We start from the raw sequence: 23,360 nt of genomic DNA on the forward strand, positions 1-23,360 counted from the left end.
CTCCGCGCGGACCTGCTCAGCCAGCGTATCGAGAACGGGCAGTTGCCCCTTCACCAGCTTGAGCCGGGCTTCCGGTTCGGGGAACCAGCGGGCATCGTCGATTTCCGGGTAGTCCTGGATCCGGCCTGACCCTTTGGGCCACTCCAGCGGAAACGTGTTGCTGGCGATCCGTTCCGGCTGGAAGTCCTGCTCCGCGGTAAAGACGGTGATGACCTTGCCGGAGCGCTGCCTGAAGGCCCCGAGCAGCCGGTAGTCCGCAGCCGGAGCCGGAGTCCCCATTTCCTCGGCAAACTCGCGCAGCGCCGCGGCCAGGGGATCCTCGTCCTCCCCGTATTCACCCTTGGGGATGGACCAGGCATGGGCGTCCTTGCGGGCCCAAAACGGACCGCCCATATGGGCTATCCACACCTCGAAGCCGCCAGGAGCCACCCTCCGGTACAGCAGGATTCCTGCGCTCAGAACGGGCATGTTTCCTCCGGTGGGTGGTTGTTTGAAAACTGTCGGTAGTTGCCGTCCAACGTTAACCCGCAGTTCACGGTGCTGCTTTAGGTTATTCCTTCAGGCACTCTGCTCGAAGGGACCAGTCATGGCCAGTATTGCCGAGGTGTTGGGACGTCTGACGCCGGAAGAACTAGATGAGCTCCACAGCATTGGTCCACAGGGCCACCTGCCGCGGTACCTGGTTGACGCCCTGGACCGGGCGGCCGGCGGTCCCGGCTCCGGCCGCGGCTATTACGTGCCCACCGGCAACGTGAACAGCACCGGCGGGCCGCTGCTGGTGCTCCGCAGCGACGTGTCCGGCTGGCTGCTCAACTCCCGGCGTGACGACCCCGATTCGCTGCCACGCCACAACAGCTAACTAACCAATCAGCAGGCTCAACGCCTCGGTGAGATGCTCCACTTCCCGGACGGAAAAACCGGCCGGGATGGGCCCCGGCCCTGCATGGCTGGCCGGAACAACGGCGTGCGTAAACCCGAGCCGGTGCGCTTCCTGGATGCGCTGGTTGATGCCTGGTACCGGCCGGACCTCGCCGGCCAGGCCCACCTCGCCAAAAGCGATGAGCCGGATGGGGAGCGGTTTGCGCGCTTTTGCCGATGCTACGGCCAGGGCAACTGCAAGGTCCGTTGCCGGCTCGCTGAGCTTCACACCGCCCACGGTGGCCACATAGGAATCATCCTTGTGCAGCAGCGTTCCCGCGCGCTGCTGCAGGACAGCCAGCAGCATGGAAACCCGCGAGGAGTCCAGGCCGCTGGTGGCACGCCTCGGCTGGGAATTGGGGCTCTCCGCCAGCAGGGACTGCACCTCGGCCAGCAGAGGGCGCCGGCCCTCCATGGTGACCGTGATGCAGGTGCCGGATACGGGTTCCTTGGTGCGGCTGACAAAGAGCCCGCTGGGATCAGCCAGGCCCTGGATGCCGTCCTCGTTCAGGTCGAAGCAGCCAACATCATCCGTGGGCCCGTAACGGTTCTTGACGGCACGGAGCAGCCGGAGCCGCGAATGCCGCTCGCCCTCGAACTGGCACACCACGTCCACCAGGTGCTCCAGCAGCCGCGGCCCGGCAATGGAGCCGTCCTTGGTCACGTGGCCCACCAGGAGGGTGGTCATGTTGCGCCGCTTGGCCGCAGCGATAATGGACGCTGCCACTTCGCGGACCTGCGAAACGCCGCCGGCGCTGCCATCAACGTCGGCGCTGCTGAGGGTCTGCACCGAGTCCACGATCAGCAGCCGCGGCTCAATCTTCTCCACCTGCCCCAGAGCCTGGCCCAGGTCCGTTTCCGCGGAGAGGTAGAGCGATTCGGCCACGGCGTCGATCCGCTCGGCGCGGAGCTTCACCTGGGCCGCGGATTCCTCACCGGTCACGTACAACACGTCCTGTGCGGTCCGGGCGAACTTCGCCGCAACGTCCAGCAGCAGGGTGGACTTGCCCACCCCGGGTTCACCGGCCAGCAGGATCACGGCGCCCGGAACCAGGCCGCCTCCCAGCACCCGGTCCAGCTCATCAACGCCCGTGGGCAGGAAGGCGGCCGTGGTGGCATCCACCTCGGCAATCCGGCGGGCCGGCTCGAGGACTGTAGTGGCCGCCGTCGTCCGCGCAACAGCGGCGCCGGTCTCCTCAACGGTGCCCCACGCCTGGCACTCGCCGCACCGGCCCACCCACTTGACCGTGCTCCAGCCGCACTCAGCACATTTGTAGGCGGGCGCCTTGGAGGTCCGGGAAGTCTTTGTTGCCATGGGTTCCACCCTAGTGGCGGGCACTGACAATCACCGGCACAGCACTTGCCTGTGATCCATGCCATCTGTATAGTCGAACCTCGAAGGCAATTTCGCCTACAGGATTGTTACCCGTGAATGGGGCAAGACCTGAGAAGCACACCATGTGCGTCTCGGGTCTTTTTTTGTGCCCAAAAATAGACAGAGAGGTCTGACATGGCAACTGTGGACTACCGGTCTCTGGCCGGAGACATCCTCCAGGGGGTGGGCGGCGAAAGGAACATCGCCAGCGCCACCCACTGCGCAACCAGGCTCCGGCTCAAGCTGCGCGACGACAGCAAGGCGGACCAGGCCGCAATCGAGAAACTGCCCGGCGTGATCACCGTGATGAAAGCCGGCGGACAATTCCAGGTTGTCATCGGCAATAACGTTCCCACGGTCTACGCCGAGCTCGGCAAGATCACCAAGCTCACCGATGACGACGCCGGAAGCGATGAACCCGTTGCACACGGCAACCTCTTCAACCGCTTCATCGACCTGATCGCCTCAATCTTCTCGCCGGTCATCTGGCCGCTGGCCGCAGCCGGCCTGCTCAAGGCGTTCCTGAGCATGGCCACCCAGTTCGGCTGGCTTGACCCCGCATCGCAGACTAACGTGATCCTGGCAGCCACCGCGGACGCCATCTTCTACTTCCTGCCGGTGTTCCTGGCAGTCACCGCTGCGAAACGGTTTAAAACGAACCAGTTCACCTCCATGGCCATCGCCGGTGCTCTGGTCTACCCGAGCATCGTGGCGCTCGCGGCCCAGGCCGAACCCGTCAACTTCGCCGGTATTCCCATGGTGATGATGAACTACACCAGTTCGGTCCTGCCCATCATTGTGGCGGTCTGGCTGCAGGGGTACGCGGAGCGCTTCCTGACGCGTGTGCTGCCTTCCGCCATCCGGAACTTCACCACGCCGCTGCTGACGCTCTTGGTCATGGTGCCGCTGGTCCTCCTCACTGTCGGTCCGGTCACCACCTTTGCCGCGCAGGGCCTGTCCGCAGGCATCAACGCAGCCTTCACGTTCGCTCCGTGGCTGGCCGGCGCCGTCATGGGCGGCTTCTGGCAGGTCTTCGTCCTCTTCGGCCTGCACTGGGGCCTGGTTCCGGGCATGCTCAACGAGATCTCCACCCAGGGCTACTCCCTCCTGATGGGCCCGCTGCTTGCGGCGGTCCTGGGCCAGGCAGCCGCCACGCTCGCGGTGTTGTTCCGCACCCGTAACAAGGCCCGCCGTACCGTGGCAGGTCCTGCCGCGTTGTCCGGATTCCTTGCCGGCATCACCGAGCCAGCCATCTACGGCGTCAACCTGCCCCTCAAGAAGCCTTTCTACTTCGGCATCGCCGGCGGCGTGATCGGCGGCGCCATCGCAGCGGCCGGCGGCAGCGGTGCCACGGCGTTCGTGTTCCCGTCCCTCCTCGGCCTCCCCGCCTTCAGCCAGGTGGGCAACTTTGGCCTGCAGCTGCTGGGCACCGGCTCCGCCGTCCTCATCGCATTCCTCCTGACCTTCTTCTTCGGACCGCGTGAAGACGAAGCAGCAGCAGTGTCCGACGCCGGCATTCCCGTTCCGGAAGCATCTTCCGTTGCGCTGCCGGCAGCTTCCCCGGCCACGGCATCCGCGGCGGCAGGAACCGGCGCTGTTGCGCCGGGCACGGTTGACATCGTTGCTCCCGTCGCGGGAAGTGCCGTGGCGCTGGCTGATGTCCGGGACAAGGTGTTCGCATCCGGTGCCATGGGCAAGGGCCTGGGCATCATCCCGGCGGATGGGCACATCTACTCACCCATCACCGGAACCATCAAGGCCGCCATGAAGACCGGCCACGCGTTCGGCATCAAGTCCGAGGACGGCGTTGAGGTCCTGGTCCACATCGGCATCGACACTGTCCAGCTGCAAGGGCGCGGCTTTGAAGCCGCTGTCACGCGGGGCCAGCAGGTCCGCGCGGGAGACCTTCTCGCCGTCGTCGACCTGGACGTGGTGACCGAAGCCGGTTACGACACCACCACCCTGGTGATGGTCACCAACACGGCCCAGCTTGGCAGCGTGGAACCGGTGGCCGGCGGCACGCTCGCCCACGGGGACACTGCCATCACCGTCCGCGTCTAAGCCTCCGCTAACCCCGGGCCGCCATTACCCCTGGCACCCACTTCCAGTCCCGCTGGCATTTTCCAGACCCACTGACAAAGGAACGATCAACTGTGACCACCACTTTCCCCGAAGGATTCCTCTGGGGCGGAGCAACTGCCGCCAACCAGATCGAAGGCGCCTACAACGAGGGCGGCAAGGGCCTGTCCATCCAGGATGTGATGCCCAGGGGCATCACGGAGATTCCCACTGAGGGGCCGACTCCGGAGAACCTCAAGCAGGTGGCGATTGATTTCTACCACCGCTATGCGGAGGACATCGCCCTTTTCGCGGACATGGGGTTCAAGGTGTTCCGCTTCTCCATCGCGTGGAGCCGGATCTTCCCGCTGGGCGACGAAGAAACCCCCAACGCCGAAGGCCTGGCCTTCTACTCCCGTGTCCTGGATGAACTGGAGAAGCACGGCATCGAGCCGTTGGTGACCATCAGCCACTACGAGACCCCGCTGCACCTGGCCAGGAAGTACAACGGCTGGACCAACCGGGAGCTGATCGGCTTCTATGAGCGCTACTGCCGCGCCCTGTTCGAGCACTTCGGGGGCAGGGTGAAGTACTGGCTCACGTTCAATGAGATCAACTCCGTGATGCACGAGCCGTTCATGTCCGGCGGCATTCCCACCCCCAAGGACCAGCTCACCAAGCAGGACCTCTACCAGGCAATCCACCACGAACTGGTGGCCTCCGCGCGCGCCACGAAACTGGCGCGAGAGCTGATGCCCGGCGCGCAGGTGGGCTGCATGATCCTCGCGCTGCCCACCTACCCGCTCACCCCGGACCCCTCGGACGTGGTGGCGGCCATGCTCACTGCCCAGGACAGCTACGCGTTCGGTGACATCCACTGCCGCGGCGAGTATCCCGGCTACCTGCTGCGGTACTTCCGGGACAACGGGATCGAGTTGGAGATCACCGCGCAGGACCGCGAGGACCTGAAGAACACCGTGGATTTCGTGTCCTTCAGCTACTACATGAGCATCTGCGAGACCGCCGATCCGGCCAAGAAGACCAAGGGGCCCGGCAACATCATGGGCGGCGTTCCCAATCCCACCCTCAAGGCGTCCGAGTGGGGCTGGCAGATCGACCCGCAGGGGCTGCGCGTGGCACTGAATGACTACTGGGACCGCTGGCAGAAGCCGCTGTTCATCGTGGAGAACGGGCTGGGCGCCGTGGACAAGCTGGTGGAGGTCGACGGCGAAAAGACCGTCATTGACGATTACCGCATCGGCTACCTTAACGACCACCTGGTGCAGGCCCGTGAGGCGGTTGAGGACGGCGTCCAGCTGATGGGTTACACCTCCTGGGGCTGCATCGACCTGGTCAGCGCCTCCACCGCCCAGATGAGCAAGCGCTACGGCTTCATCTACGTGGACAGGAACGACGACGGCACGGGCTCCATGGAGCGCTACCCCAAGAAGTCCTACGGTTGGTACCAGGAAGTCATCGCCACCAACGGTGCCAGCCTGAAAGACTAACGCCACCCGGAACGACAAACACCACCCCAACGACAAGAACTCCCACTCCGGGGGTATCCCGCTTCAACGATGAAAGGAGGACGGCGTGGAGGTCCTGCGCGTATTCAACAACAACGTCGTCCTCGCCCGGGCCGCGGACAGGGGAGAGGTCATCCTCACCGGCCGCGGCCTGGGCTTCCAGGCAAAGCCCGGCCAGCAGGTGGATGAGGCCAAGGTGGTCCGCGTCTTCGTCCCCGAGGACGGCCGCAACGCGGACAACTTCGGCGCGCTGGTGGCGGCCATCCCGCCCGAACACCTGGCACTGGCGGACCAGGCTCTGGACATTGCCCGTGGCGGACTGCGCGGGCCGCTGAACTCCACCACCGTGGTGGCCCTGGCGGACCACCTGAGCTTCGCCATCAAACGTTTGCGGCAGGGCCTGAACATCGAATATCCGCTCCGGGCCGAGGTGGCCCACCTCTACCCGGACGAGCTGCGCATGGCTCAGCAGATCGTGGACTTCGTCAACGCCCGGCTCGAGGAAGCCCTGCCCCGCGACGAGGCCGTGGCCGTGGCACTGCACCTGGTCAACGCCGGGTTCGCCAGCGGCGACCTCTCCTACACCTACCAGATGACCGGCGTCTTCGCGCAGCTGTTCGAAGTCCTGGAACAGGCCTATGGCCGTTCCTTCGACCGGGAGACCGTCAACGCGGCACGCTTCATCACCCATCTGCGGTACTTTTTCGTCCGCGCCCACACCGGGCGGCAGCTGGCCGAGGGGGCAACAGGGCTGGGGTCCGCCATCCGGGAGGCGTACCCGGAGGCATTCGGCACCGCACTGAAACTCCAGGCCGTCCTGGAACTCCGGCTCGGCAAGCCCCTCACCGACGACGAAGTCACCTACCTCACCCTGCACGTGGCCCGCATGGCCGATGACCTGCGCCTGAGCCAGAACGCAGAAACTCCTTCCTGACCAGCGCCGTCCTAGCGGCGGCGGGAGGATCATGAATGTTGAGAGAGCGCTCTCTTGACAGTGATCCGCGCCACGCCTACAGTTGAGGAACTTGCCAGAGAGCGCTCTCTCAGCGCCGGAAGTTCCCACAAAGGAGTGACGTTGAAATTCGTACGCCGACACACAGCGACCGCTATCGCGGGCGTGGCAGCCATGGCCCTGATGGCCACAGGCTGCAGCAGCAGTTCGGAACAAGCAGCAAGCGCTGACAATCCCGTAGAGCTCACGGTCACCACCTTCGGGACCTTCGGCTACGACGATCTCTACGCCGAATACGAGGAGGCCAATCCCGGCGTCAAGGTCAAGGCCACCAATATCGACCGCGGGTCCAATGCCCGCACCGACGCCTTCACCAAGCTGGCAGCAGGATCCGGGCTCAGCGATGTCGTGGCCATCGAGGAGGGCTGGCTGGGTTCCATCATGGAAGTATCGGACCAGTTCGTGGACCTCAACGAGCACGGTGCAGCTGACATCAAGGACAACTGGGTGGACTGGAAGTTCCAGCAGGGCACGGATCCGGACGGCCGCGTCATCGGCTACGGAACCGACATCGGTCCGCAGGGACTCTGCTACAACGGCAAGCTCTTCGAAGCTGCGGGAATGCCCAGCGACCGCGAATCGGTGGCCGAGCTCTTTGGTGGCGGGGACGCCACCTGGGAAACCTACTTCAAGCTCGGGGAGCAGTACAAGGCGGCCACCGGCAAGGCGTGGTATGACCAGTCCGGTTTCGTCTGGAACTCCATGGTGAACCAGATGGAAGAGGGCTACTACACCAAGGACGGGGAGCTGAACATCGAAGGCAACCCCGAGATGAAGGACAAGTTCGAGATGCTTGCGGCCGGCACGGCGGCCGGTCTGTCCGCCAACCAGACCCAGTGGGACTGGGGTAACGGCAAGGCATTCGTTGACGGCTCCTTCGCCACTTTCGTCTGCCCCGGCTGGATGCTCGGCACCATCAAGGGCCAGCTGGAATCTGCGGGCGGCGGCACGGAGAGCGGCTGGGACTTCGCCGACGTATTCCCGGGCGGAGCCTCCAACTGGGGCGGAGCATTCCTGTCAGTACCCAAGACGTCAGAGCACCCTGCCGAAGCCGCAAAGCTGGCAGCCTGGCTGACCGCACCCGAGCAGCAGGTCAAGCAGTCTGCTGCCGCGAACAACTTCCCCAGCACGCTCAAAGCGCAGGAGAAGCTGGTGGCCGATGCCACTCCGAACGTGGTGTTCAACAACGCCCCCACCGGCGTCATCCTTGCCAACCGCGCCAAGGGTGTGGTGGCCCAGTTCAAGGGGCCGGATGATTCCGTGATCCAGGAAAACGTGTTTGGTCCGGCGCTCAAAATGCTCGACGCCGGAACGGCCGACGCTGACAAGGCCTGGTCCGAAGCGCTGACCCTCCTCAACGACCTGGTCGTAAACAACTAGCAACACCCGCTGTGGGGCCTCCCGGAAGGGAGGCCCCCCGATGGAGGGCTAAAGCCCAATGACAACCACCATGAACCGCCCCGCCAAACCCCTGGCGGCCATCAAACCCAAGCCCACCTTCAAACAGAGGCTCAACGTCTTCGACGTCAAAGCATCGCCCTACCTCTACATCGCACCGTTCTTCATCCTCTTCGCACTCGTGGGACTGTTCCCGCTGGTCTACACCTTCGTGGTCAGCCTCTTCGACTGGCACCTCCTCAAGGGCCAGGGAGACTTCGTGGGCCTGCAGAACTTCTCGGAAGTCCTCCAGGACCGCTTCTTCTGGAACTCCCTGTTCAACACGGTCAGCATCTTCCTGCTGTCCGCCATCCCGCAGCTTGCCGTGGCGCTTTTCCTGGCCGCAGTGCTGGACCAGAACCTCCGCGCCAAAACCTTCTGGCGGATGAGCGTGCTCCTGCCCTACATCGTCACCCCGGTGGCGGTGGCCATGATCTTCACCAACATGTTCGGCGAACAGTACGGCCTCATCAACAACGTCCTGGGAAATTTTGGCCTGGATCCGGTGATGTGGAAGAGCGAGACCCTGCCCAGCCACATTGCCATCGCCACCATGGTGAACTGGCGCTGGACCGGCTATAACGCCCTCATCCTGCTGGCCGCAATGCAGGCCGTTCCCCGCGACCTGTACGAGTCCGCGGCGCTGGACGGCGCCGGAGCCCTCCGCCGCTTCTTCAGCATCACCCTGCCGAGCATCAGGCCCACCATGGTGTTTGTTGTCATTACCTCCACCATCGGCGGCCTGCAGATCTTCACCGAACCCCGGCTGTTCGATCCCGCAACCGCAGGCGGCTCCCAGCGGCAGTTCCAGACCACCGTGCTGTACCTCTGGGAAATGGCCTTCCAGCGCCAGAACTTCGGCAAGGCGTCCACCATCGCCTGGCTCCTCTTCCTGATCATCGTGCTGTTCGGTGTCATCAATTACCTGATCTCACGTCGCATCGCCACCGCCGATGCCGCAAAGCCCTCCCGGACAACAAGAAGAGCCCGCAAACGCGCTGAAAGGACTACGCGATGAGCATCATCGAAGGGTCGCCCCGTGCGGCCGCCGGCGTCTTGCCCACAGAAAATAAGCCTTCCGGCCGCCCGGCGCCCCTCCGCAAGCGCTTTGTAGGCTCCGGCGAAAAGCCCGGGTTCCTGACCTACGGATTGCTCCTCGCCTTCCTGGTGTCCTCGGCCTACCCGCTGTGGTGGTCCGCCGTCATTGGCAGCCGCTCCAACGAGGCCCTCGGCGAAACCTGGCCGCCACTGCTGCCCGGAGGGAATTTCTGGACCAACGTGGGCGAGGTCTTTGACACCATTCCGTTCTGGCTCGCCTTGGGCAACAGTGTCCTGATCTCATGCATCATCACCCTGTCCGTGGTTGGCTTTTCCACCCTGGCCGGCTACGCCTTTGCGAAACTGCGCTTCAAAGGCCGCAACGGGCTCATGCTGATGGTGGTGGCCACCATGGCCATCCCGACGCAGCTTGGCATCATCCCGCTCTTCATGGTGATGAGAACCCTGGGCTGGACCGGCGAAATCGGAGCTGTGGTGGTGCCCACGCTGGTAACCGCGTTCGGCGTCTTCTTTATGCGGCAATACCTGGTGGACGTCATCCCGGATGAGCTCATCGAATCCGCACGGATGGACGGGGCAAACATGATTTCCACCTTCTGGCATGTAGCCATGCCGGCAGCACGGCCTGCCATGGCCATCCTGGGGCTGTTCACGTTCATGACGGCCTGGACCGATTTCCTGTGGCCGCTGCTGGTGCTCGACGCCGGCAACCCCACGTTGCAGACGGCGCTGAGCCAGCTGCAGTCAGCCCGCTACGTGGACTACTCCGTGGTCCTTGCAGGAGCGGTGCTGGCAACCCTGCCGCTTTTGGTGCTCTTCGCACTTGCGGGCAAACAACTCATCTCAGGAATTATGCAAGGAGCAGTGAAGGGCTAATGCAGCACCCGACGTACCAGCGGCAGTGGCCCGAGGGCTTTATCTGGGGATCAGCGACGGCGGCTGCCCAGATAGAGGGCGCCGGCCGCGAGGGCGGCAAGGAAGACTCAATCTGGGACCACTTTGCGCGGATCCCCGGGGCCATAGCCAACGGCGAGAACCTTGACCAGGCCGTGGACCACTACCACCGAATGCCACAGGACGTCCGCCTGATGAAAGAGCTGGGGCTGGACTCCTACCGCTTTTCCACCAGTTGGGCGCGGGTGCGTCCCGGGGACAGGGCCGTCAACCGTGAGGGCCTGGACTTCTACTCCAGGCTGGTGGATGAGCTCCTTGAAGCCGGCATCCTGCCCTGGCTCACCCTGTACCACTGGGACCTGCCGCAGGCCCTGGAGGAAAAGGGCGGCTGGGCCAACCGGGATACCGCCTACAGGTTCGCGGAGTACGCCAATGACGTGTACTCCGCGCTGGGAGACCGGGTCCAGCACTGGACCACCTTCAATGAGCCGTTCTGTTCGTCGCTCCTGGGCTACGGCTCCGGCGTGCACGCCCCCGGCCGGCAGGAGCCTGCGGCAGCCATCGCCGCCGTGCACCACCAGCACCTGGCCCACGGGCTGGCCGTGAATGCGCTGCGGGAACGCGGCGCGCAGCACCTGGGCATCACCCTGAACCTGAGCAATTCGATTCCGCGGGACAGCCAGGACCCTGTGGACCTCGACGCTGCCCGCCGTTTCGACTCGTTGCAGAACCGGATCTTCCTCGATCCCATCCTGCGGGGATCCTACCCGGAAGACTCACTGCGGGACCTCGCCCCGTTCGGCCTGCCGGACGTGATTCTTCCAGGCGACCTGGAACTCATCAGCGCGCCCCTGGAGTTCCTGGGCGTGAACCACTACCACGACGACCTCATCAGCGGACACGCTGACGACGCCGGAAGCGACGGCCACTCCGGGGGTGCAGAACGGGCCTCCGCCTCACCGTGGATCGGCTCGGAAGACATCGCCTTTCCCAGCCGCGGCCTGCCGCGGACGGCGATGGGCTGGGAAGTGAATCCGGACGGGCTCCGCAAGCTACTGGTCCGGCTGGGGGAGGAATACCCCTCGCTGCCGCCGCTCTACATCACCGAAAACGGAGCCGCATACGAGGATACTGTCAGCCCCGACGGTGCCGTGCACGATGTGGAACGTACCCGGTTCATCCTGGACCATGTGGCATCAGTGGGTGAAGCAATAGACCAGGGTGCCGACGTCCGCGGCTACTTTGTCTGGTCCCTCCTGGACAACTTCGAATGGTCCTGGGGCTATGGAAAGCGCTTCGGGATTGTCCGCGTCGATTACGGCACGCTGGAACGCACCGTCAAGGACAGCGGCAGGGCTTATGCCGGGCTGATAGCAGCGGCACAGCGGAGCACTTCCCGCCTCGCTCCGGCACTGCCCGCCTAAACTGAAATCCCCGGCACCTGTGCCAGCCAGACCACGGAGCGAACATTGTGAAGCAAGACACCAGCGGAAGCCGGCCGACGCCCACCCTGGAAATGGTGGCCGCGCTGGCCGGCGTCTCCCGTGCCACCGTGTCCCGCGTGGTCAATGACGTGCCGAGCGTGGATGAGGACATCGCCGCCAAGGTGCGCCAGGCGATTCTCGCCGTGAACTACACACCCAACCGGGCTGCCCGTTCGCTGGCAAGCAGGCGCCCCAACTCCGTGACGCTCATTGTGCCCGAGTCCACCTCCAAGGTCTTCGCGGACCCGTTCTTCGCATCAGTGGTCCAGGGCGTGGCGCTGTACCTGGCGGACACGGACTACACCCTGAACATGGTCATCGCTTCCGAAGCCAAGCCGGAGAAAACCAGGGCCTTCCTGCTCGGCGGGAACGTGGCCGGTGCCCTGGTGGTGTCCCACCACGCAGGGGACCGGTCCTGGACCCACCTCAGCGATTACATCCCCATGGTGTTCGCGGGCAGGCCACTGGGCGAAAGCGCCAGCTACTACGTGGATGTGGACAACGAGGCTGCGGCGGCAGGAGCCACCCGGGTGCTGATTGAGAGCGGGCGGACCAATATCGCCACCATCGCCGGCCCCCAGGACATGCCGCCGGGCATCGACCGCGTCAACGGGTGGAGGGCGGCCATGGCGGAGGCAGGGCTGGATGATTCCCGGGTTGAGTACGGTGACTTCACCCTGGCATCCGGGGCCAAGGCGATGCGCCGCCTCCTCGGCAGCGGGAAGCCGGTTGACGGTGTGTTCGTGGCCAATGACCAGATGGCCGCCGGTGCCTACACAGTGCTGCAGGAACGGGGCCTGCGCATACCCGAGGATGTGGCCGTGGTTGGCTTCGATGACGATTCGTTCGCCACTTCAGTCAATCCCCAGCTGACCACGGTGCATCACCCGATTATCGAGATGGGCAAGAAGATGGCAGAAATCCTGGTGGACCTCATCGAGGGGAAAGACACAGCACGCGTCACGCAGATTCCTACGTCACTCGTGATCCGGGAGTCCGTCTGATGGAGTACACGAACCCGGGCGGGCAGGCGCCGCAGAGTGGCCGGACCCTCCGCTGGGGCGTTGTGGCCACAGGGCGGATCGCGCATAAGGTCACCCGTGACCTCGCCCGCCTTGAAGATGCCCAACCCCATGCAGTGAGTTCGCGCAGCCAGGGCTCAGCCCGGGCATTCGCGGAAGAACACGGCTTCGCGGTCAGCTACCATGACGGTCCATCCGGATCCGGGTACCAGCAGCTCTTCGCCGATCCCGGCGTGGACGTGGTGTATGTTGCCACGCCCCATGCGCAGCACTTCGAGGTTGTCCGTGCAGCCCTGGAAGCCGGAAAACACGTCCTGTGCGAGAAGCCCTTCACGATCAACGCCAGCGAAGCCCGGGAACTGGTCCAGCTGGCAGGGGAGCGCAACCTGTTCCTGATGGAAGCCGTCTGGACGCGCTTCCTGCCCGCAACCCGCCGTGCCCTGGAGCTGATCCGCGGCGGCACCATTGGAACGGTGCGCTGGGTCCAGGCTGATCTGGGCTTTCCCGCAGCCTATGATCCTGCGGACAGGCTGTGGGACCCTGCGGCCGGCGGCGGTGCACTCCTTGACCTCGCGGTCTACCCGTTGACCTGGGCGGTTGCCGCACTTGGCTTCCCTCAAAGGCTCACTGCCAAAGGCCACCTGAACCAGGACGGCGTGGATGTCCAGAACACCCTTACACTCGAGTACCCGGAGGGGGCTGCAGCCCAGCTCACTTCCTCGCTCCAGGCTGCCGGTCCCGGCATGGCAACCATCAGTGGAACAGCAGGCTGGATACGGACCGGGTCTCCGCTCTTTAACCCGCGCACGCTGGAGATCTGCGGACTGGACGGCAGGATCGAGGTGGAGGACTTCCACGAAGAAGCCGAGGGCTTCATCCACGAACTGCGCGAGACGGCCCGCTGCATCCGCGCCGGCCTGCAGGAAAGCCCGCTGATGCCCTGGACCGAAACCGTGCAGGTGATGGAGCTGCTGGACCAGGCCCGGGAACAGTTGGGGCTGCGTTATGCGAACGATGTGCGGGAGGCTGGCACCTAGAGCGCGGGCAGCACGTCCCGGGCTTCGCGGGCATCCATCCCCGTGGCCTCCAGCAGGTCCACCATCAGCGGCCGGTACAGCATCACCACCGTCTCACCCTCAAGCCGCTGCACCTCCAGCAGCTTGGGATGCAGGCGCAGGGCGATCTCGCTCAGGTCCTGGCGGGCGCTGCGCAGGTGGGCGCGGCGGACGCCGTCGTGCGTTTCCGCCAGCCCCAGCGAAAGCTCATCAATGGCGGCAGCGGTCTCCTGCAGCACTTCCGCGATGTTTTCTGTTGCTTCGTCCGATAACGCCGCGTGGTTGATGGCGCTGGTCAGGCGGCGGGCGAACACCCGGCTGTTCCGCAGCGCCAGGTCAATGAAGTCGAGCGACTGCTTGAGCCGGTCCAGCTCGTACCGGTGCCTCCTGTAGGCGGGCGCCAGGGTGGCCACCTCCCCCGAAGCACGCAGGGACTGGCGCATCCCGTCCACCAGCGGCTGGCAGTTCCTGCCCCGGATGAGGGCGTGCCACGCCTGGGTGGAGTCGCTGTTGACGAGTGCGCCGGCGCACTCGCGCAGCACCTCGGCCAGCTCATGCAGCAGCTTTTGGACGTCCCTGCGCGGTTCACGGCGGGGGTCCTTGGGGGTCAGGATGGTCACCAGCAGGGCGAAGAGTCCGCCCACCACGGCATCGATGCTCCTGGTAAACGGACCACCCGATGGCGCAGGCAGCAGCACCACCAGCAGCGACTGCAGGGCCAGTTGGGTGGTGAAGATGTTCCCGCTGTCCAGGAACCTGGCGAGCAGGATGGAAAACAAAAGGACGACGGCGGCCTGCCAGATTCCGGCGCCCAGCCAGTGCAGGAGCAGGTCGCCCACCGCGATGCCGATGGTGCAGCCCAGGCCCACCTCCAGGACCCGCCGCAGTCGCGGTTCCCGGGAGAAACCCAGCGCGATCAGCGATGATGTAGCCGCGAAGAGGGGGCCGGAGTGGCCCAGGACGTATTCAGCGAAGGCGTAGGCGCCCACGGCGCAGACGGTCATCTGGATGGCCGGGATGAGCGAGTTACGGCTCCGGATCATGCCGGTGCGGAAGCGGCCGCGCAGGAACCGCCTGCCTGCTGAGAGTCCTGCTGCGGGAGCCATGCCGTCCAGTCTATTGCTGGCCGGCACATTTCCTTTGGCGACCTCCCTGGCGCCGCTGCACTACGGCCGGACATGTGATCTGCGCAATGGTGACCGGGCATTTGTCAGCCAATATCCCGCCGTCGTTAATCCTCCGTTCACTTTGGTCCGCCCATCCCGTTACCTGTGGGGCTTAACTTCGTTGAAGGTACAAAACCTACGCATCGCGCAGCAGGGTTCTCCGTCCTGCAGCGCACCTGAATATCCCTGGAAGGGGTACATCTAGTGAAGGCACTCCGCTTCGGCCGCCACGCGGCTATCGCTGTTCTTGCAGTCGGCGCACTCGCGCTTACGTCCTGCGGTTCAGACAACGCCACGGGCACCGCTCCGGCAGGCACCCAGACTTCAGGTTCCAATGTCACCGGCACGCTGACCGGCATCGGCTCCTCCGCGCAGGGCGCGGCCATGGACGCCTGGAAGACCGAGTTTGCCGCCGCAAACTCCGGCGCCACCGTGCAGTATTCACCGGATGGCTCCGGTGCAGGCCGCAAGGCGCTGCTGGACGGTTCCGCACAGTTCGGCGGTTCCGACGCCTACCTGAAGGACGAGGAATACGCGCAGTCCCAGGAGACGTGCGGGCCGGATGGCGCCCTCAACATCCCGGTCTACATCTCTCCGATCGCCATAGCGTTCAACCTGCCCGGCATCACCGAGCTGAAGCTGGACGCGGCCACTGTGGCCAGGATCTTCCGTGGCGAGGTTGCCAATTGGAACGACCCCGCCATCGCTGCGCTCAACGAAGGTGTCAGCCTTCCGGACCTCAAGGTCACCCCCGTGAACCGCTCCGACGATTCCGGCACCACCACCAACTTCACCGACTACCTGGCTGCTGCTGCACCGGAGGTCTGGACGGACAAGGCCTCCGGTGTATGGCCTGCATCCCTGCAGGGCGAGAACGCCAAGGGTACGTCCGGTGTGGTCAAGACCGTCACTGACACCCCCGGCGCCATCACCTACGCGGACGACTCTGCGGTCAGCGGAACCCTCGGCGTTGCGCAGATCAAGGTGGGCGAAAGCTTCACCGAGATTTCAGCAGAAGCCGCAGCCAAGGCAGTGGATGCCGGCACGCCGGTTGAAGGACGCTCCGCCAACGACCTGTCCATCAAGCTGGACCGCAAGACCACCAATGAAGGCGCATACCCGATCGTCCTGGTCTCCTTCCACGTCGTGTGCTCGACCTACGAGAGCCAGGAAACCGTTGACCTGGTCAAGGCCTTCGAAACCTATGTAGTCTCCGAGGAAGGCCAGCAGGCCGCCGCAGATTCGGCAAAGTCTGCTCCGCTGTCCTCTGACCTGGCAGAGAAGGCAACCAAGGCCATCGAGTCCATCAAGGTCAAGTCCTAAGTACCGCACCGAACCCGGGTTCCCCGCCTGCCGAGAGGCAGTGCGGGGAACTTCGGTTTGAACGCAGCATCTTTCAGTGTCAGTAAACGATCGAAGGGCCGTCGAATGACCGCCACCACCTTGACTGGTAACCAGGGCGCTGGCCGCGCCGGGGACAAGATTTTTTCCGGTGCCGCCATGGCCGCCGGGTGCCTTATCCTTGCCGTCCTCTTCGGCGTCGCGCTCTTCCTGGTAGTCCAGGCCATCCCGGCACTCACCGCACCCGCCGCCGAGATCCAGGGCGGGGAAGGCTTCTTTGCCTACATCTGGCCTATCGTCATCGGCACGCTCATTGCAGCAGCCATTGCACTGGTGATCGCGACCCCGATCGCGATCGGCGTGGCTCTTTTCATCTCCCACTTCGCGCCCCGCGGACTGGCCGCCGGACTGGGATACCTTGTGGACCTCCTCGCGGCCATCCCGTCCGTGGTCTACGGCGCGTGGGGAGCTGCCTTCCTGGCAAAGGAAATCTCGCCGGCCTACAACTGGCTCGCCGCGAACATGGGCTGGCTGCCGATCTTCCAGGGACCTGCCTCCGCCACGGGCAAGACCATCCTGACCGCGGGCATCGTGCTCTCCGTCATGGTGCTTCCCATCATCACCTCACTTTCCCGGGAAATCTTCCTGCAGACTCCCAAACTGCACGAGGAAGCGGCGCTCGCGCTGGGTGCCACCCGGTGGGAAATGATCAAGATGTCCGTCCTGCCCTTCGCACGCCCCGGCATCATCAGCGCCGTCATGCTTGGCCTGGGCAGGGCCCTGGGCGAGACCATGGCCGTGGCCCTGGTGCTCTCATCCGGCGCCCTGACGGCCAGCCTGATCCAGTCCGGAAACCAGACCATCGCCGCTGAGATCGCCCTGAACTTCCCGGAGGCCAGCGGGCTCAAGGTCAGCACCCTGATCGCCGCAGGCCTGGTCCTGTTCGTCATCACCCTGGCCGTGAACATGATCGCGCGCTGGATCATCACCCGGCACAAAGAATTCTCGGGAGCCAACTAAATGACCTCCACGCTTACCCCCGTGCGCAGCAAGCGCTCGGCACTCACCAAGGGGCAGCTGCCCAAGTATGCCCCCTACGTGGTCCTGGCCGCAGCGCTGATCGCCGGCGCAGCGATCCTGGCGCTGGTGGGCTTCAACGCATTCGGCTGGGGCATCGTCTCGGCGATCCTTTTCGCCATCGGACTGGTGTCCTGGAGCGCCGCCGTTGAAGGCTCCCGCAAAGCCAAGGACAAACTGGCCACCTGCCTGGTGGTGGGCTCCTTCCTCATTGCACTGCTCCCGCTCTTTTCGGTGATCTGGACTGTATTGGTCAACGGCATCCCAGGGCTGCTGAACCCCGGGTTCCTCACCAATTCCATGAATGGCGTGACAGGCGTTTACGACAACCGGGCAGTTCAGGACGGGACGCCGGTACTGGGCGGCATTTACCACGCACTCCTCGGGACCATACAGATCACCCTGTTGGCCACCATTATCTCCGTGCCGGTGGGGCTGCTGACCGCCATCTACCTGGTGGAATACGGCAACGACGGCCGCCTGGCCCGCGCCATCACGTTCTTCGTGGACGTCATGACCGGCATCCCCTCCATCGTGGCGGGCCTCTTCGCGGCGGCCTTCTTCTTCGCCGTGGTGGGCCCGGGAACCAAAACCGGCGCCGTGGCCGCCGTCGCGCTTTCCGTGCTGATGATCCCGGTGGTAGTGCGTTCCAGCGAGGAAATGCTGAAGATCGTCCCCAACGAACTGCGCGAAGCGGCGTACGCCCTGGGCGTGCGCAAGTGGCGCACCATCCTCAAGGTGGTGATTCCGACGGCGATCTCCGGCATCGCGTCGGGCGTTACCTTGGCGATCGCCCGCGTTATTGGGGAGACGGCGCCCATCCTGGTCACCGCAGGGTTCGCCACCAGCATCAACTCGAACGTGTTCAGCGGCTGGATGGCTTCGCTGCCCACGTTCATCTACACCCAGATCCTGAACCCCACCTCGCCGGCGAACCCCGACCCGTCGTCGCAGCGCGCCTGGGGTGCCGCTTTGGTGCTGATCATCCTGGTGATGGTCCTCAACCTCGCGGCACGGCTGATTGCCAGGATCTTCGCCCCCAAGACCGGCCGCTAACGGCCGGGCTTCCCCGCCCCCTTCCGGTCCTGCGGTCCGGATGCCAGACTTCAATTCATACCCAGTTAGTGAAGGAACACCATGTCTAAGCGCATCGACGTCAAGGACCTGAATGTCTACTACGGCGATTTCCTTGCCGTGGAGGACGTCACCATCAACATCGAGGCCAAGTCCGTTACTGCTTTCATCGGCCCCTCGGGCTGCGGCAAGTCCACGTTCCTGCGGACACTGAACCGCATGCATGAGGTCCTCCCCGGTGCCCGTGTGGAAGGCGAGGTCCTGCTGGACGGGGACAACCTCTACGGCCCTGGCGTGGACCCCGTCACCGTCCGCTCGCAGATCGGCATGGTGTTCCAGCGGCCCAACCCGTTCCCCACCATGTCCATCCGCGACAACGTGCTGGCGGGCGTGAAGCTGAACAACAAGAAGATCTCCAAGGGTGAGGCCGATGTCCTGGTGGAGCGCTCACTGAAGGGCGCCAACCTGTGGAACGAGGTCAAGGACCGCCTGGAAAAGCCCGGCTCCGGCCTCTCCGGCGGCCAGCAGCAGCGGCTTTGCATTGCCCGGGCCATCGCCGTGGAACCGCAGGTGATCCTCATGGACGAGCCGTGTTCCGCCCTGGACCCCATCTCCACGCTGGCCATTGAAGACCTCATCAATGAGCTCAAGGACCAGTACACCGTAGTGATCGTCACCCACAACATGCAGCAGGCAGCCCGGGTTTCGGACCGCACCGCCTTCTTCAACATCGCAGGCACCGGCAAGCCGGGCAAGCTCATCGAGGTGGGGGACACCCAGACCATCTTCAGCAACCCCGTCCAGAAGGCCACTGAGGACTACGTCTCCGGCCGGTTCGGGTAAGGCCGCCACAGCAAGGAGGCGGCCCGCGGGGAGGGGCACGGAACGCTGCGGGGCAGGGCCAAGGTGCAGGTCCGAAAAAGCTGCTGGCCAGAAGCGCAGGCATTTAGTACGCTGAACTAGATACTTTGGAAACTAGTAAATAGCATGCTTAGGAGTTTTCCCTTGACGCAGATGGCAACCGGCCGCAGAGGCCACCAGCTTAAAGTTTCCAGGCCCGGGGCCGCGAATGCTGTCCAGCAGGCCGATCCCCTTGGCCATCTGTACGCCGCTGGTCCGGCATCCCTGGACTCCGGGGCTTCCGTGTCCTTCGACGGCCCCGGCACGGCTGCAGCCCCCGTGCTTGCCGCCGCAACCGGCGCTGCGGCCGGGGAGGACTACGTTTCCGCGGTATGGCGCACCAGCTCGTACCTGGAAACCGTCCAGTGGGAGCTCGACGTTGCCCACGAGTCGCTACGGCAGGCCATCCGGCAGGCGGCGAGCCACGGGGTGGACCAGGGTGCGCTGCTCCAGGCGGCGAACATGACGCCGGAGGAACTGGCAACAGCCCTGCTGGACAGCTCTCCTGTATTTCCCGCAGCCACGTAGGTCCCGTTGTGGCGGCGTGCCGCTACTCCGGGACTTCCAGCTGGAAGCCGCACCGGCACCGCAGGACCCGGGTTGGCAGGCAGACCATGTTCAGGCTGCCGCCGTTGTTGCTGCTCCGGTAGCAGAGCCTTTCGATTTCCAGTCCCGCCTCCTCCAGCGGGAATCCACAGTGGATGTAGTCATCGCCGAACATAATGACCTTGGCCATCCAGCGGACCTGGTGGAGGGCCGCGGCAACATCCCCCGCGTAGGCGAGGTGCTCGCTGAACAGCCCGCAGTCGTTGCAGGTGTATGAGACCGTGACCAGGTCCCCGTTGGCTGCCCCCATCGCCCTGATGGCATGGATGGTCAGCTGGTGCTCCGTACCGCAGGTTTCGCAGCGCAGCTGGCGTGGTTGGGGTGGGGAGTGCCGGGGATTCGAGGTAGACACGATGCCTGCTCTTTTCCACAGTGTGCATCCTGGCCGCCGATATGCTGCAGCGGCGTTGTCCGCGGCCGTGCACCCGGCGGCGGATGTTGGTCCCCTACTGCTGTTGTGGCTTCGGACTGCTGGGGACCCACTTCCGAATCTACGTCACGGGACTTCGGCTGTACAGGGAAGTGGAGGCAACCGTAGTGAACCCGTAACCCGGGGCCAGTCCGTGGGCTTAGCGTGCGAAGGGGGTCATGGCCAGCGCCAGCACAAACGCCAGTGCGGCTGTGGCCAGCGGGGTCAGCAGCCAGAGCCCCACGATCCGGATCACCAGCTTCCGGTTCGTCACGGAGAAATGCTGGTTCTCGCCAGCCCCCAGGACCGCCGCGGTCACCGTGTGCGTGGTGGACAGCGGCCAGTGGAGCCCGATGGCGCCCACGAAGAGCATCACCGCGCTAAAGATCTGGGCCACCGAGCCCCGCAGGGGATCGATCCGGGTGATCTTGTACGCGATGGTGTGCGAGATCCGCCAGCCGCCGAACAGGGTCCCGGCAGCCATCATGACGGCGGACAGCAGTACCACCCACAGGGGTATGGTGCCGGGGTCGGCATACCCTGCCGCCAGCAGGGCCAGCAGCAGCACTGCGCCCACCCTCTGCCCGTCCTGCAGGCCGTGCCCGAAAGCGACCGCCCCGGCAGCGATGGCCTGGCTCCGGCGGAAGCGGTGGTTGACCACGTTGGGCTGCGTGTGGCGCGCCGCCCACGTGGCTGGATACACCAGCATGAAGGCGCCGCTGTAGGCAACGAGCGGGGAGAGTACCAGCGGCAGCACCACCTGGAACAGCAGGGACTGGTCCACACCACCGACGCCGGTGCCGCCCACCGCCAGGCTGGCCAGTCCCGCCCCGGCCAGGCCGCCCACCAGGGCGTGCGTGGAGGAAGCCGGAATGCCCCGCCACCACAACAGGATTCCCCACGCGCAGGCGCTCGCCAGGCCGGCCACCAGGATGCTCAGGCCCCCGTTGCCCGGTGGAAGGCTGATCCAGGCCTGGCTGACGGCCACGGCCAGGCCGGCGCTGAGCAGGGCGCCCACAAAGTTGAAGAAGGCCGCCAGCAGCACCGCCACGCTGGGGGTGAGCGCCCGGGTCCGAACCGCAAGCGCCACGGAGGTGGAGGCATCACGGAAGCCGTTAAGGAACGTAAATGCCGCGGCCAGCAGGACCACGAATCCGAAGATGACCGGAGTCACCTCAGGATTCCTTGACGATGATGCTGCCCACCTGGGTGGCGATCCGCCGCATGTCCTTGGTGACTTCCACCAGCTGGTTGGCGATGTCCCGGTTGCGGGAGTACTGGGCCCACTTCATGTCCGCGATCATGTCCGCCACCCACACCCGGTGCGTCCTCTCGGCGCGCTGGGCAAGGCGGAGGATTTCGATCCAGTAGTCCTCGAGATCGTCCAGGTTGTTGAGCCGGCGCATGGCGTCCACTGTCAGTTCGGCCTGCCGGCTGATGATCTCCAGCTGGTCTGCCGCACGTTTGGGCAGTCGCTCCAGCTTGTACAGGGCCACCAGTTCGGCGGCCGCGTCCATCTTTTCCATCGCCTCGTTGAGGTACCGGGAGAGCGCGTACATGTCCTCGCGGGGGAGGGGGTTCACGAAACTGGTGCGCATGTGCGTCAGGAGGGCGAAGTGCAGTTCAGTGGACTTGGCCTCGTGGTTGTGCATGTCCTCCACGAGTTTGCCGTGCTCGGCGGCGGGGACACCCAGGATTTCCGCCAGGGTGGCGCTGGCCAGCACGATCTGCTGGGCCAGCTGCGAAAGGAGGGTCAGCCCGGCGGGCTCCTGGGGAAAAAGGCGCAGCTTCACGTGTTTACCGGTCTCCGGGAAAAGTACAGGGCGGGAGGTTGCTGCCGTGTGACTTGACCCCGGCGGGCAACTGAGCCCAACTCTACCGGCCCGTGGCTGGGCACCTGTAAACAGCACTGCGAGGCCCCGGAAAAATGAGCCGGGAACCGGGCTGGGAGGTGCGGGAGAAAACCGGGCCGGTGCCGGGCATGAAAATGGTGCCGAACCGGATACGCCTCTCGGCGGTAGGCCGCTCTAGGCGGCTAATTGTTGAAGCCCGGGGGTTTCGCGGCTCGGCACCGGTTTCAGTTTTCTACTTTGGCTGGCGCAAGTCAATCTTGACAGATGGGGCAAGGGCGGGGCAGCCGCCTGGTTCAGTCGAGTTCTCCCAGCCGCCACGCGTTCGCGGCGTGCTCCAGGTCCTCTGCCGTCTTCACCAGCTGGTGCGAGTTCCGCGTGAGTTTGCTGGCGTGCGCCTCGTTGCCATGCTCGGCACCGTCGGCGATGGTTGCCTGGCCGAGCGCCACAACCCGGCAAAACGCGGCGGAACGTTCCAGCGCAACGTCGAATTCGCCGTCGAACGCTCCGGAAAGGATGGCGTCCGCCATGCTCCGCATCTCATCGGCGCCCGGCGGCTCTGCCGCCCCGGCCACCACGTTGGACACCTGCGCGGTGTCCTTGCCGGCCCGGAAGTACACCGAAATGCGCTCCGGGTCCTGGACGGTGGCCGCGCGCAGGGCGTACAGGCGCCATAGGGCGCCGGGCAGTGAACGCGCGGGACTCTCCGCCCACATTTCCGCAATGGCTTCCAGCCCCTGCTCATCGGCAAGTTTCACCAGGCGTTCGGTGACCACGGGATCGTCGCTGTCCCGGCCGTGGCGGACCAGCGCCTGGGCGGCGAGGTGGGCGGCCTCCGAGATGCGCGCGGGATCCGCGCCCCCGGCAAAGGGCTCGAAGTCGATGGGAGCGAAGGGCTTTGGCTTGTGGTGCCGGTTCGCGCCGCCGTACTGGCTGGATCCTGCTTGCTCACTCATGCCCCCACGCTACTCCTGTGCCGAGGGGGAAATCGAGCATCCGCCCTCCGCCCGCCGCTGGATTCCGCGGCGGGCGGCTGACCGGGAGCTCCGTCCGAACCCGCCGGAACCATGGGTTAGAGTATTAACGTCCAGAAATGG

At 65.0% G+C, this 23,360-nt stretch carries 22 protein-coding genes; 15 read left to right on the forward strand and 7 right to left on the reverse strand.

Going from position 1 to position 23,360, the window contains the following annotated elements:
• Positions 1–468: NUDIX hydrolase (locus tag AC6CHP_RS18450; RefSeq protein WP_498231483.1), on the reverse strand; the 468-nt coding region annotated here is incomplete at its 3' end.
• Positions 469–586: 118 nt separating this feature from the next.
• Between AC6CHP_RS18450 and AC6CHP_RS18455 the strand changes: the two genes are divergently transcribed.
• Positions 587–859 carry a hypothetical protein gene (locus AC6CHP_RS18455; RefSeq protein WP_498231485.1) on the forward strand — a complete coding sequence of 91 codons (273 nt, stop codon included), beginning with the start codon at positions 587–589 and terminating at the stop codon, positions 857–859.
• On the opposite strand, the gene radA is transcribed toward AC6CHP_RS18455, so the two are convergent.
• Entirely contained in the window at positions 860–2,233 is a 1,374-nt protein-coding gene (gene radA, locus AC6CHP_RS18460) for a DNA repair protein RadA (protein ID WP_427116513.1), read from the reverse strand.
• Between the two features lie 195 nt (positions 2,234–2,428).
• Here radA and AC6CHP_RS18465 point away from each other — a divergent pair, with 195 nt between their 5' ends.
• The 9 genes from AC6CHP_RS18465 to AC6CHP_RS18505 all read left to right on the forward strand — a co-directional run bounded on the left by AC6CHP_RS18465 (position 2,429) and on the right by AC6CHP_RS18505 (position 13,822).
• The gene (locus AC6CHP_RS18465; RefSeq protein ID WP_498231487.1) at positions 2,429–4,354 is read left to right on the forward strand and encodes a beta-glucoside-specific PTS transporter subunit IIABC; all 1,926 of its coding nucleotides are present in this window, start codon (positions 2,429–2,431) and stop codon (positions 4,352–4,354) included.
• 92 nt (positions 4,355–4,446) lie between these two features.
• The gene (locus AC6CHP_RS18470; RefSeq protein ID WP_498231489.1) at positions 4,447–5,859 is read left to right on the forward strand and encodes a glycoside hydrolase family 1 protein; all 1,413 of its coding nucleotides are present in this window, start codon (positions 4,447–4,449) and stop codon (positions 5,857–5,859) included.
• An 85-nt stretch (positions 5,860–5,944) separates the two neighbouring features.
• Entirely contained in the window at positions 5,945–6,811 is an 867-nt protein-coding gene (locus AC6CHP_RS18475; protein ID WP_377194986.1) for a PRD domain-containing protein, read from the forward strand.
• Between the two features lie 192 nt (positions 6,812–7,003).
• The gene (locus AC6CHP_RS18480; protein ID WP_188729222.1) at positions 7,004–8,269 is read left to right on the forward strand and encodes an ABC transporter substrate-binding protein; all 1,266 of its coding nucleotides are present in this window, start codon (positions 7,004–7,006) and stop codon (positions 8,267–8,269) included.
• A gap of 58 nt (positions 8,270–8,327) precedes the next feature.
• Positions 8,328–9,344, forward strand: a complete 1,017-nt coding sequence (locus AC6CHP_RS18485; RefSeq protein ID WP_188728954.1) for a carbohydrate ABC transporter permease — start codon at positions 8,328–8,330, stop codon at positions 9,342–9,344.
• Positions 9,341–10,261: a carbohydrate ABC transporter permease gene (locus AC6CHP_RS18490; protein WP_229675272.1), complete on the forward strand. Its 921-nt coding sequence runs from the start codon at positions 9,341–9,343 to the stop codon at positions 10,259–10,261. Before AC6CHP_RS18485 ends, AC6CHP_RS18490 begins: the two co-directional genes overlap by 4 nt.
• On the forward strand, positions 10,261–11,703 hold the full coding sequence (locus AC6CHP_RS18495) for a GH1 family beta-glucosidase (protein WP_498231492.1): 1,443 nt from the start codon (positions 10,261–10,263) through the stop codon (positions 11,701–11,703). Before AC6CHP_RS18490 ends, AC6CHP_RS18495 begins: the two co-directional genes overlap by 1 nt.
• 47 nt (positions 11,704–11,750) lie before the next feature.
• Positions 11,751–12,767, forward strand: coding sequence for a LacI family DNA-binding transcriptional regulator (locus tag AC6CHP_RS18500; RefSeq protein ID WP_104185657.1), 1,017 nt, complete (start codon positions 11,751–11,753; stop codon positions 12,765–12,767).
• Positions 12,767–13,822, forward strand: a complete 1,056-nt coding sequence (locus AC6CHP_RS18505; RefSeq protein ID WP_498231494.1) for a Gfo/Idh/MocA family protein — start codon at positions 12,767–12,769, stop codon at positions 13,820–13,822. The genes AC6CHP_RS18500 and AC6CHP_RS18505 overlap by 1 nt, the downstream gene beginning before the upstream one ends.
• On the opposite strand, the gene AC6CHP_RS18510 is transcribed toward AC6CHP_RS18505, so the two are convergent.
• Positions 13,819–14,946 (reverse strand): FUSC family protein, encoded by a 1,128-nt coding sequence (locus AC6CHP_RS18510; protein WP_188728962.1) that lies wholly within the window; start codon positions 14,944–14,946, stop codon positions 13,819–13,821. The two genes, AC6CHP_RS18505 and AC6CHP_RS18510, sit on opposite strands and share 4 nt — an antisense overlap.
• 264 nt (positions 14,947–15,210) lie before the next feature.
• Here AC6CHP_RS18510 and pstS point away from each other — a divergent pair, with 264 nt between their 5' ends.
• From pstS to AC6CHP_RS18535, 5 genes are all read left to right on the forward strand, one after another.
• Positions 15,211–16,329 carry a phosphate ABC transporter substrate-binding protein PstS gene (gene pstS, locus AC6CHP_RS18515; protein ID WP_188728964.1) on the forward strand — a complete coding sequence of 373 codons (1,119 nt, stop codon included), beginning with the start codon at positions 15,211–15,213 and terminating at the stop codon, positions 16,327–16,329.
• Between the two features lie 105 nt (positions 16,330–16,434).
• On the forward strand, positions 16,435–17,367 hold the full coding sequence (gene pstC / locus AC6CHP_RS18520; RefSeq protein ID WP_104185653.1) for a phosphate ABC transporter permease subunit PstC: 933 nt from the start codon (positions 16,435–16,437) through the stop codon (positions 17,365–17,367).
• Positions 17,368–18,480 (forward strand): phosphate ABC transporter permease PstA, encoded by a 1,113-nt coding sequence (pstA, locus tag AC6CHP_RS18525; protein WP_377194978.1) that lies wholly within the window; start codon positions 17,368–17,370, stop codon positions 18,478–18,480.
• Between the two features lie 81 nt (positions 18,481–18,561).
• Positions 18,562–19,341, forward strand: a complete 780-nt coding sequence (gene pstB, locus AC6CHP_RS18530) for a phosphate ABC transporter ATP-binding protein PstB (RefSeq protein ID WP_066273199.1) — start codon at positions 18,562–18,564, stop codon at positions 19,339–19,341.
• A gap of 171 nt (positions 19,342–19,512) precedes the next feature.
• Positions 19,513–19,926, forward strand: coding sequence for a hypothetical protein (locus AC6CHP_RS18535; protein WP_377195027.1), 414 nt, complete (start codon positions 19,513–19,515; stop codon positions 19,924–19,926).
• A gap of 22 nt (positions 19,927–19,948) precedes the next feature.
• Here AC6CHP_RS18535 and AC6CHP_RS18540 read toward each other — a convergent pair whose 3' ends face one another.
• From AC6CHP_RS18540 to AC6CHP_RS18555, 4 genes are all read right to left on the reverse strand, one after another.
• On the reverse strand, positions 19,949–20,356 hold the full coding sequence (locus AC6CHP_RS18540) for a hypothetical protein (protein WP_188728969.1): 408 nt from the start codon (positions 20,354–20,356) through the stop codon (positions 19,949–19,951).
• 217 nt (positions 20,357–20,573) lie between these two features.
• Entirely contained in the window at positions 20,574–21,587 is a 1,014-nt protein-coding gene (locus AC6CHP_RS18545) for an inorganic phosphate transporter (protein ID WP_377194977.1), read from the reverse strand.
• A 1-nt stretch (position 21,588) separates the two neighbouring features.
• Entirely contained in the window at positions 21,589–22,206 is a 618-nt protein-coding gene (locus tag AC6CHP_RS18550; RefSeq protein WP_188728972.1) for a DUF47 domain-containing protein, read from the reverse strand.
• 353 nt (positions 22,207–22,559) lie between these two features.
• Positions 22,560–23,219 carry a hypothetical protein gene (locus tag AC6CHP_RS18555; protein WP_066273207.1) on the reverse strand — a complete coding sequence of 220 codons (660 nt, stop codon included), beginning with the start codon at positions 23,217–23,219 and terminating at the stop codon, positions 22,560–22,562.
• Between the last annotated feature and the right edge of the window lie 141 nt (positions 23,220–23,360).

The organism is Pseudarthrobacter sp. GQ63, assembly GCF_059758765.1.

Bases quoted from the DNA above. Each gene is read 5' to 3' on its own strand.
- AC6CHP_RS18455 (WP_498231485.1), top strand. From the start codon at position 587: ATGGCCAGTATTGCCGAGGTGTTGGGACGTCTGACGCCGGAAGAACTA.
- radA (WP_427116513.1), bottom strand. From the start codon at position 2,233: ATGGCAACAAAGACTTCCCGGACCTCCAAGGCGCCCGCCTACAAATGT.
- AC6CHP_RS18465 (WP_498231487.1), top strand. From the start codon at position 2,429: ATGGCAACTGTGGACTACCGGTCTCTGGCCGGAGACATCCTCCAGGGG.
- AC6CHP_RS18480 (WP_188729222.1), top strand. From the start codon at position 7,004: ATGGCCCTGATGGCCACAGGCTGCAGCAGCAGTTCGGAACAAGCAGCA.
- AC6CHP_RS18485 (WP_188728954.1), top strand. From the start codon at position 8,328: ATGACAACCACCATGAACCGCCCCGCCAAACCCCTGGCGGCCATCAAA.
- AC6CHP_RS18490 (WP_229675272.1), top strand. From the start codon at position 9,341: ATGAGCATCATCGAAGGGTCGCCCCGTGCGGCCGCCGGCGTCTTGCCC.
- AC6CHP_RS18495 (WP_498231492.1), top strand. From the start codon at position 10,261: ATGCAGCACCCGACGTACCAGCGGCAGTGGCCCGAGGGCTTTATCTGG.
- AC6CHP_RS18505 (WP_498231494.1), top strand. From the start codon at position 12,767: ATGGAGTACACGAACCCGGGCGGGCAGGCGCCGCAGAGTGGCCGGACC.
- AC6CHP_RS18510 (WP_188728962.1), bottom strand. From the start codon at position 14,946: ATGGCTCCCGCAGCAGGACTCTCAGCAGGCAGGCGGTTCCTGCGCGGC.
- pstC (WP_104185653.1), top strand. From the start codon at position 16,435: ATGACCGCCACCACCTTGACTGGTAACCAGGGCGCTGGCCGCGCCGGG.
- pstA (WP_377194978.1), top strand. From the start codon at position 17,368: ATGACCTCCACGCTTACCCCCGTGCGCAGCAAGCGCTCGGCACTCACC.
- pstB (WP_066273199.1), top strand. From the start codon at position 18,562: ATGTCTAAGCGCATCGACGTCAAGGACCTGAATGTCTACTACGGCGAT.
- AC6CHP_RS18535 (WP_377195027.1), top strand. From the start codon at position 19,513: ATGGCAACCGGCCGCAGAGGCCACCAGCTTAAAGTTTCCAGGCCCGGG.
- AC6CHP_RS18555 (WP_066273207.1), bottom strand. From the start codon at position 23,219: ATGAGTGAGCAAGCAGGATCCAGCCAGTACGGCGGCGCGAACCGGCAC.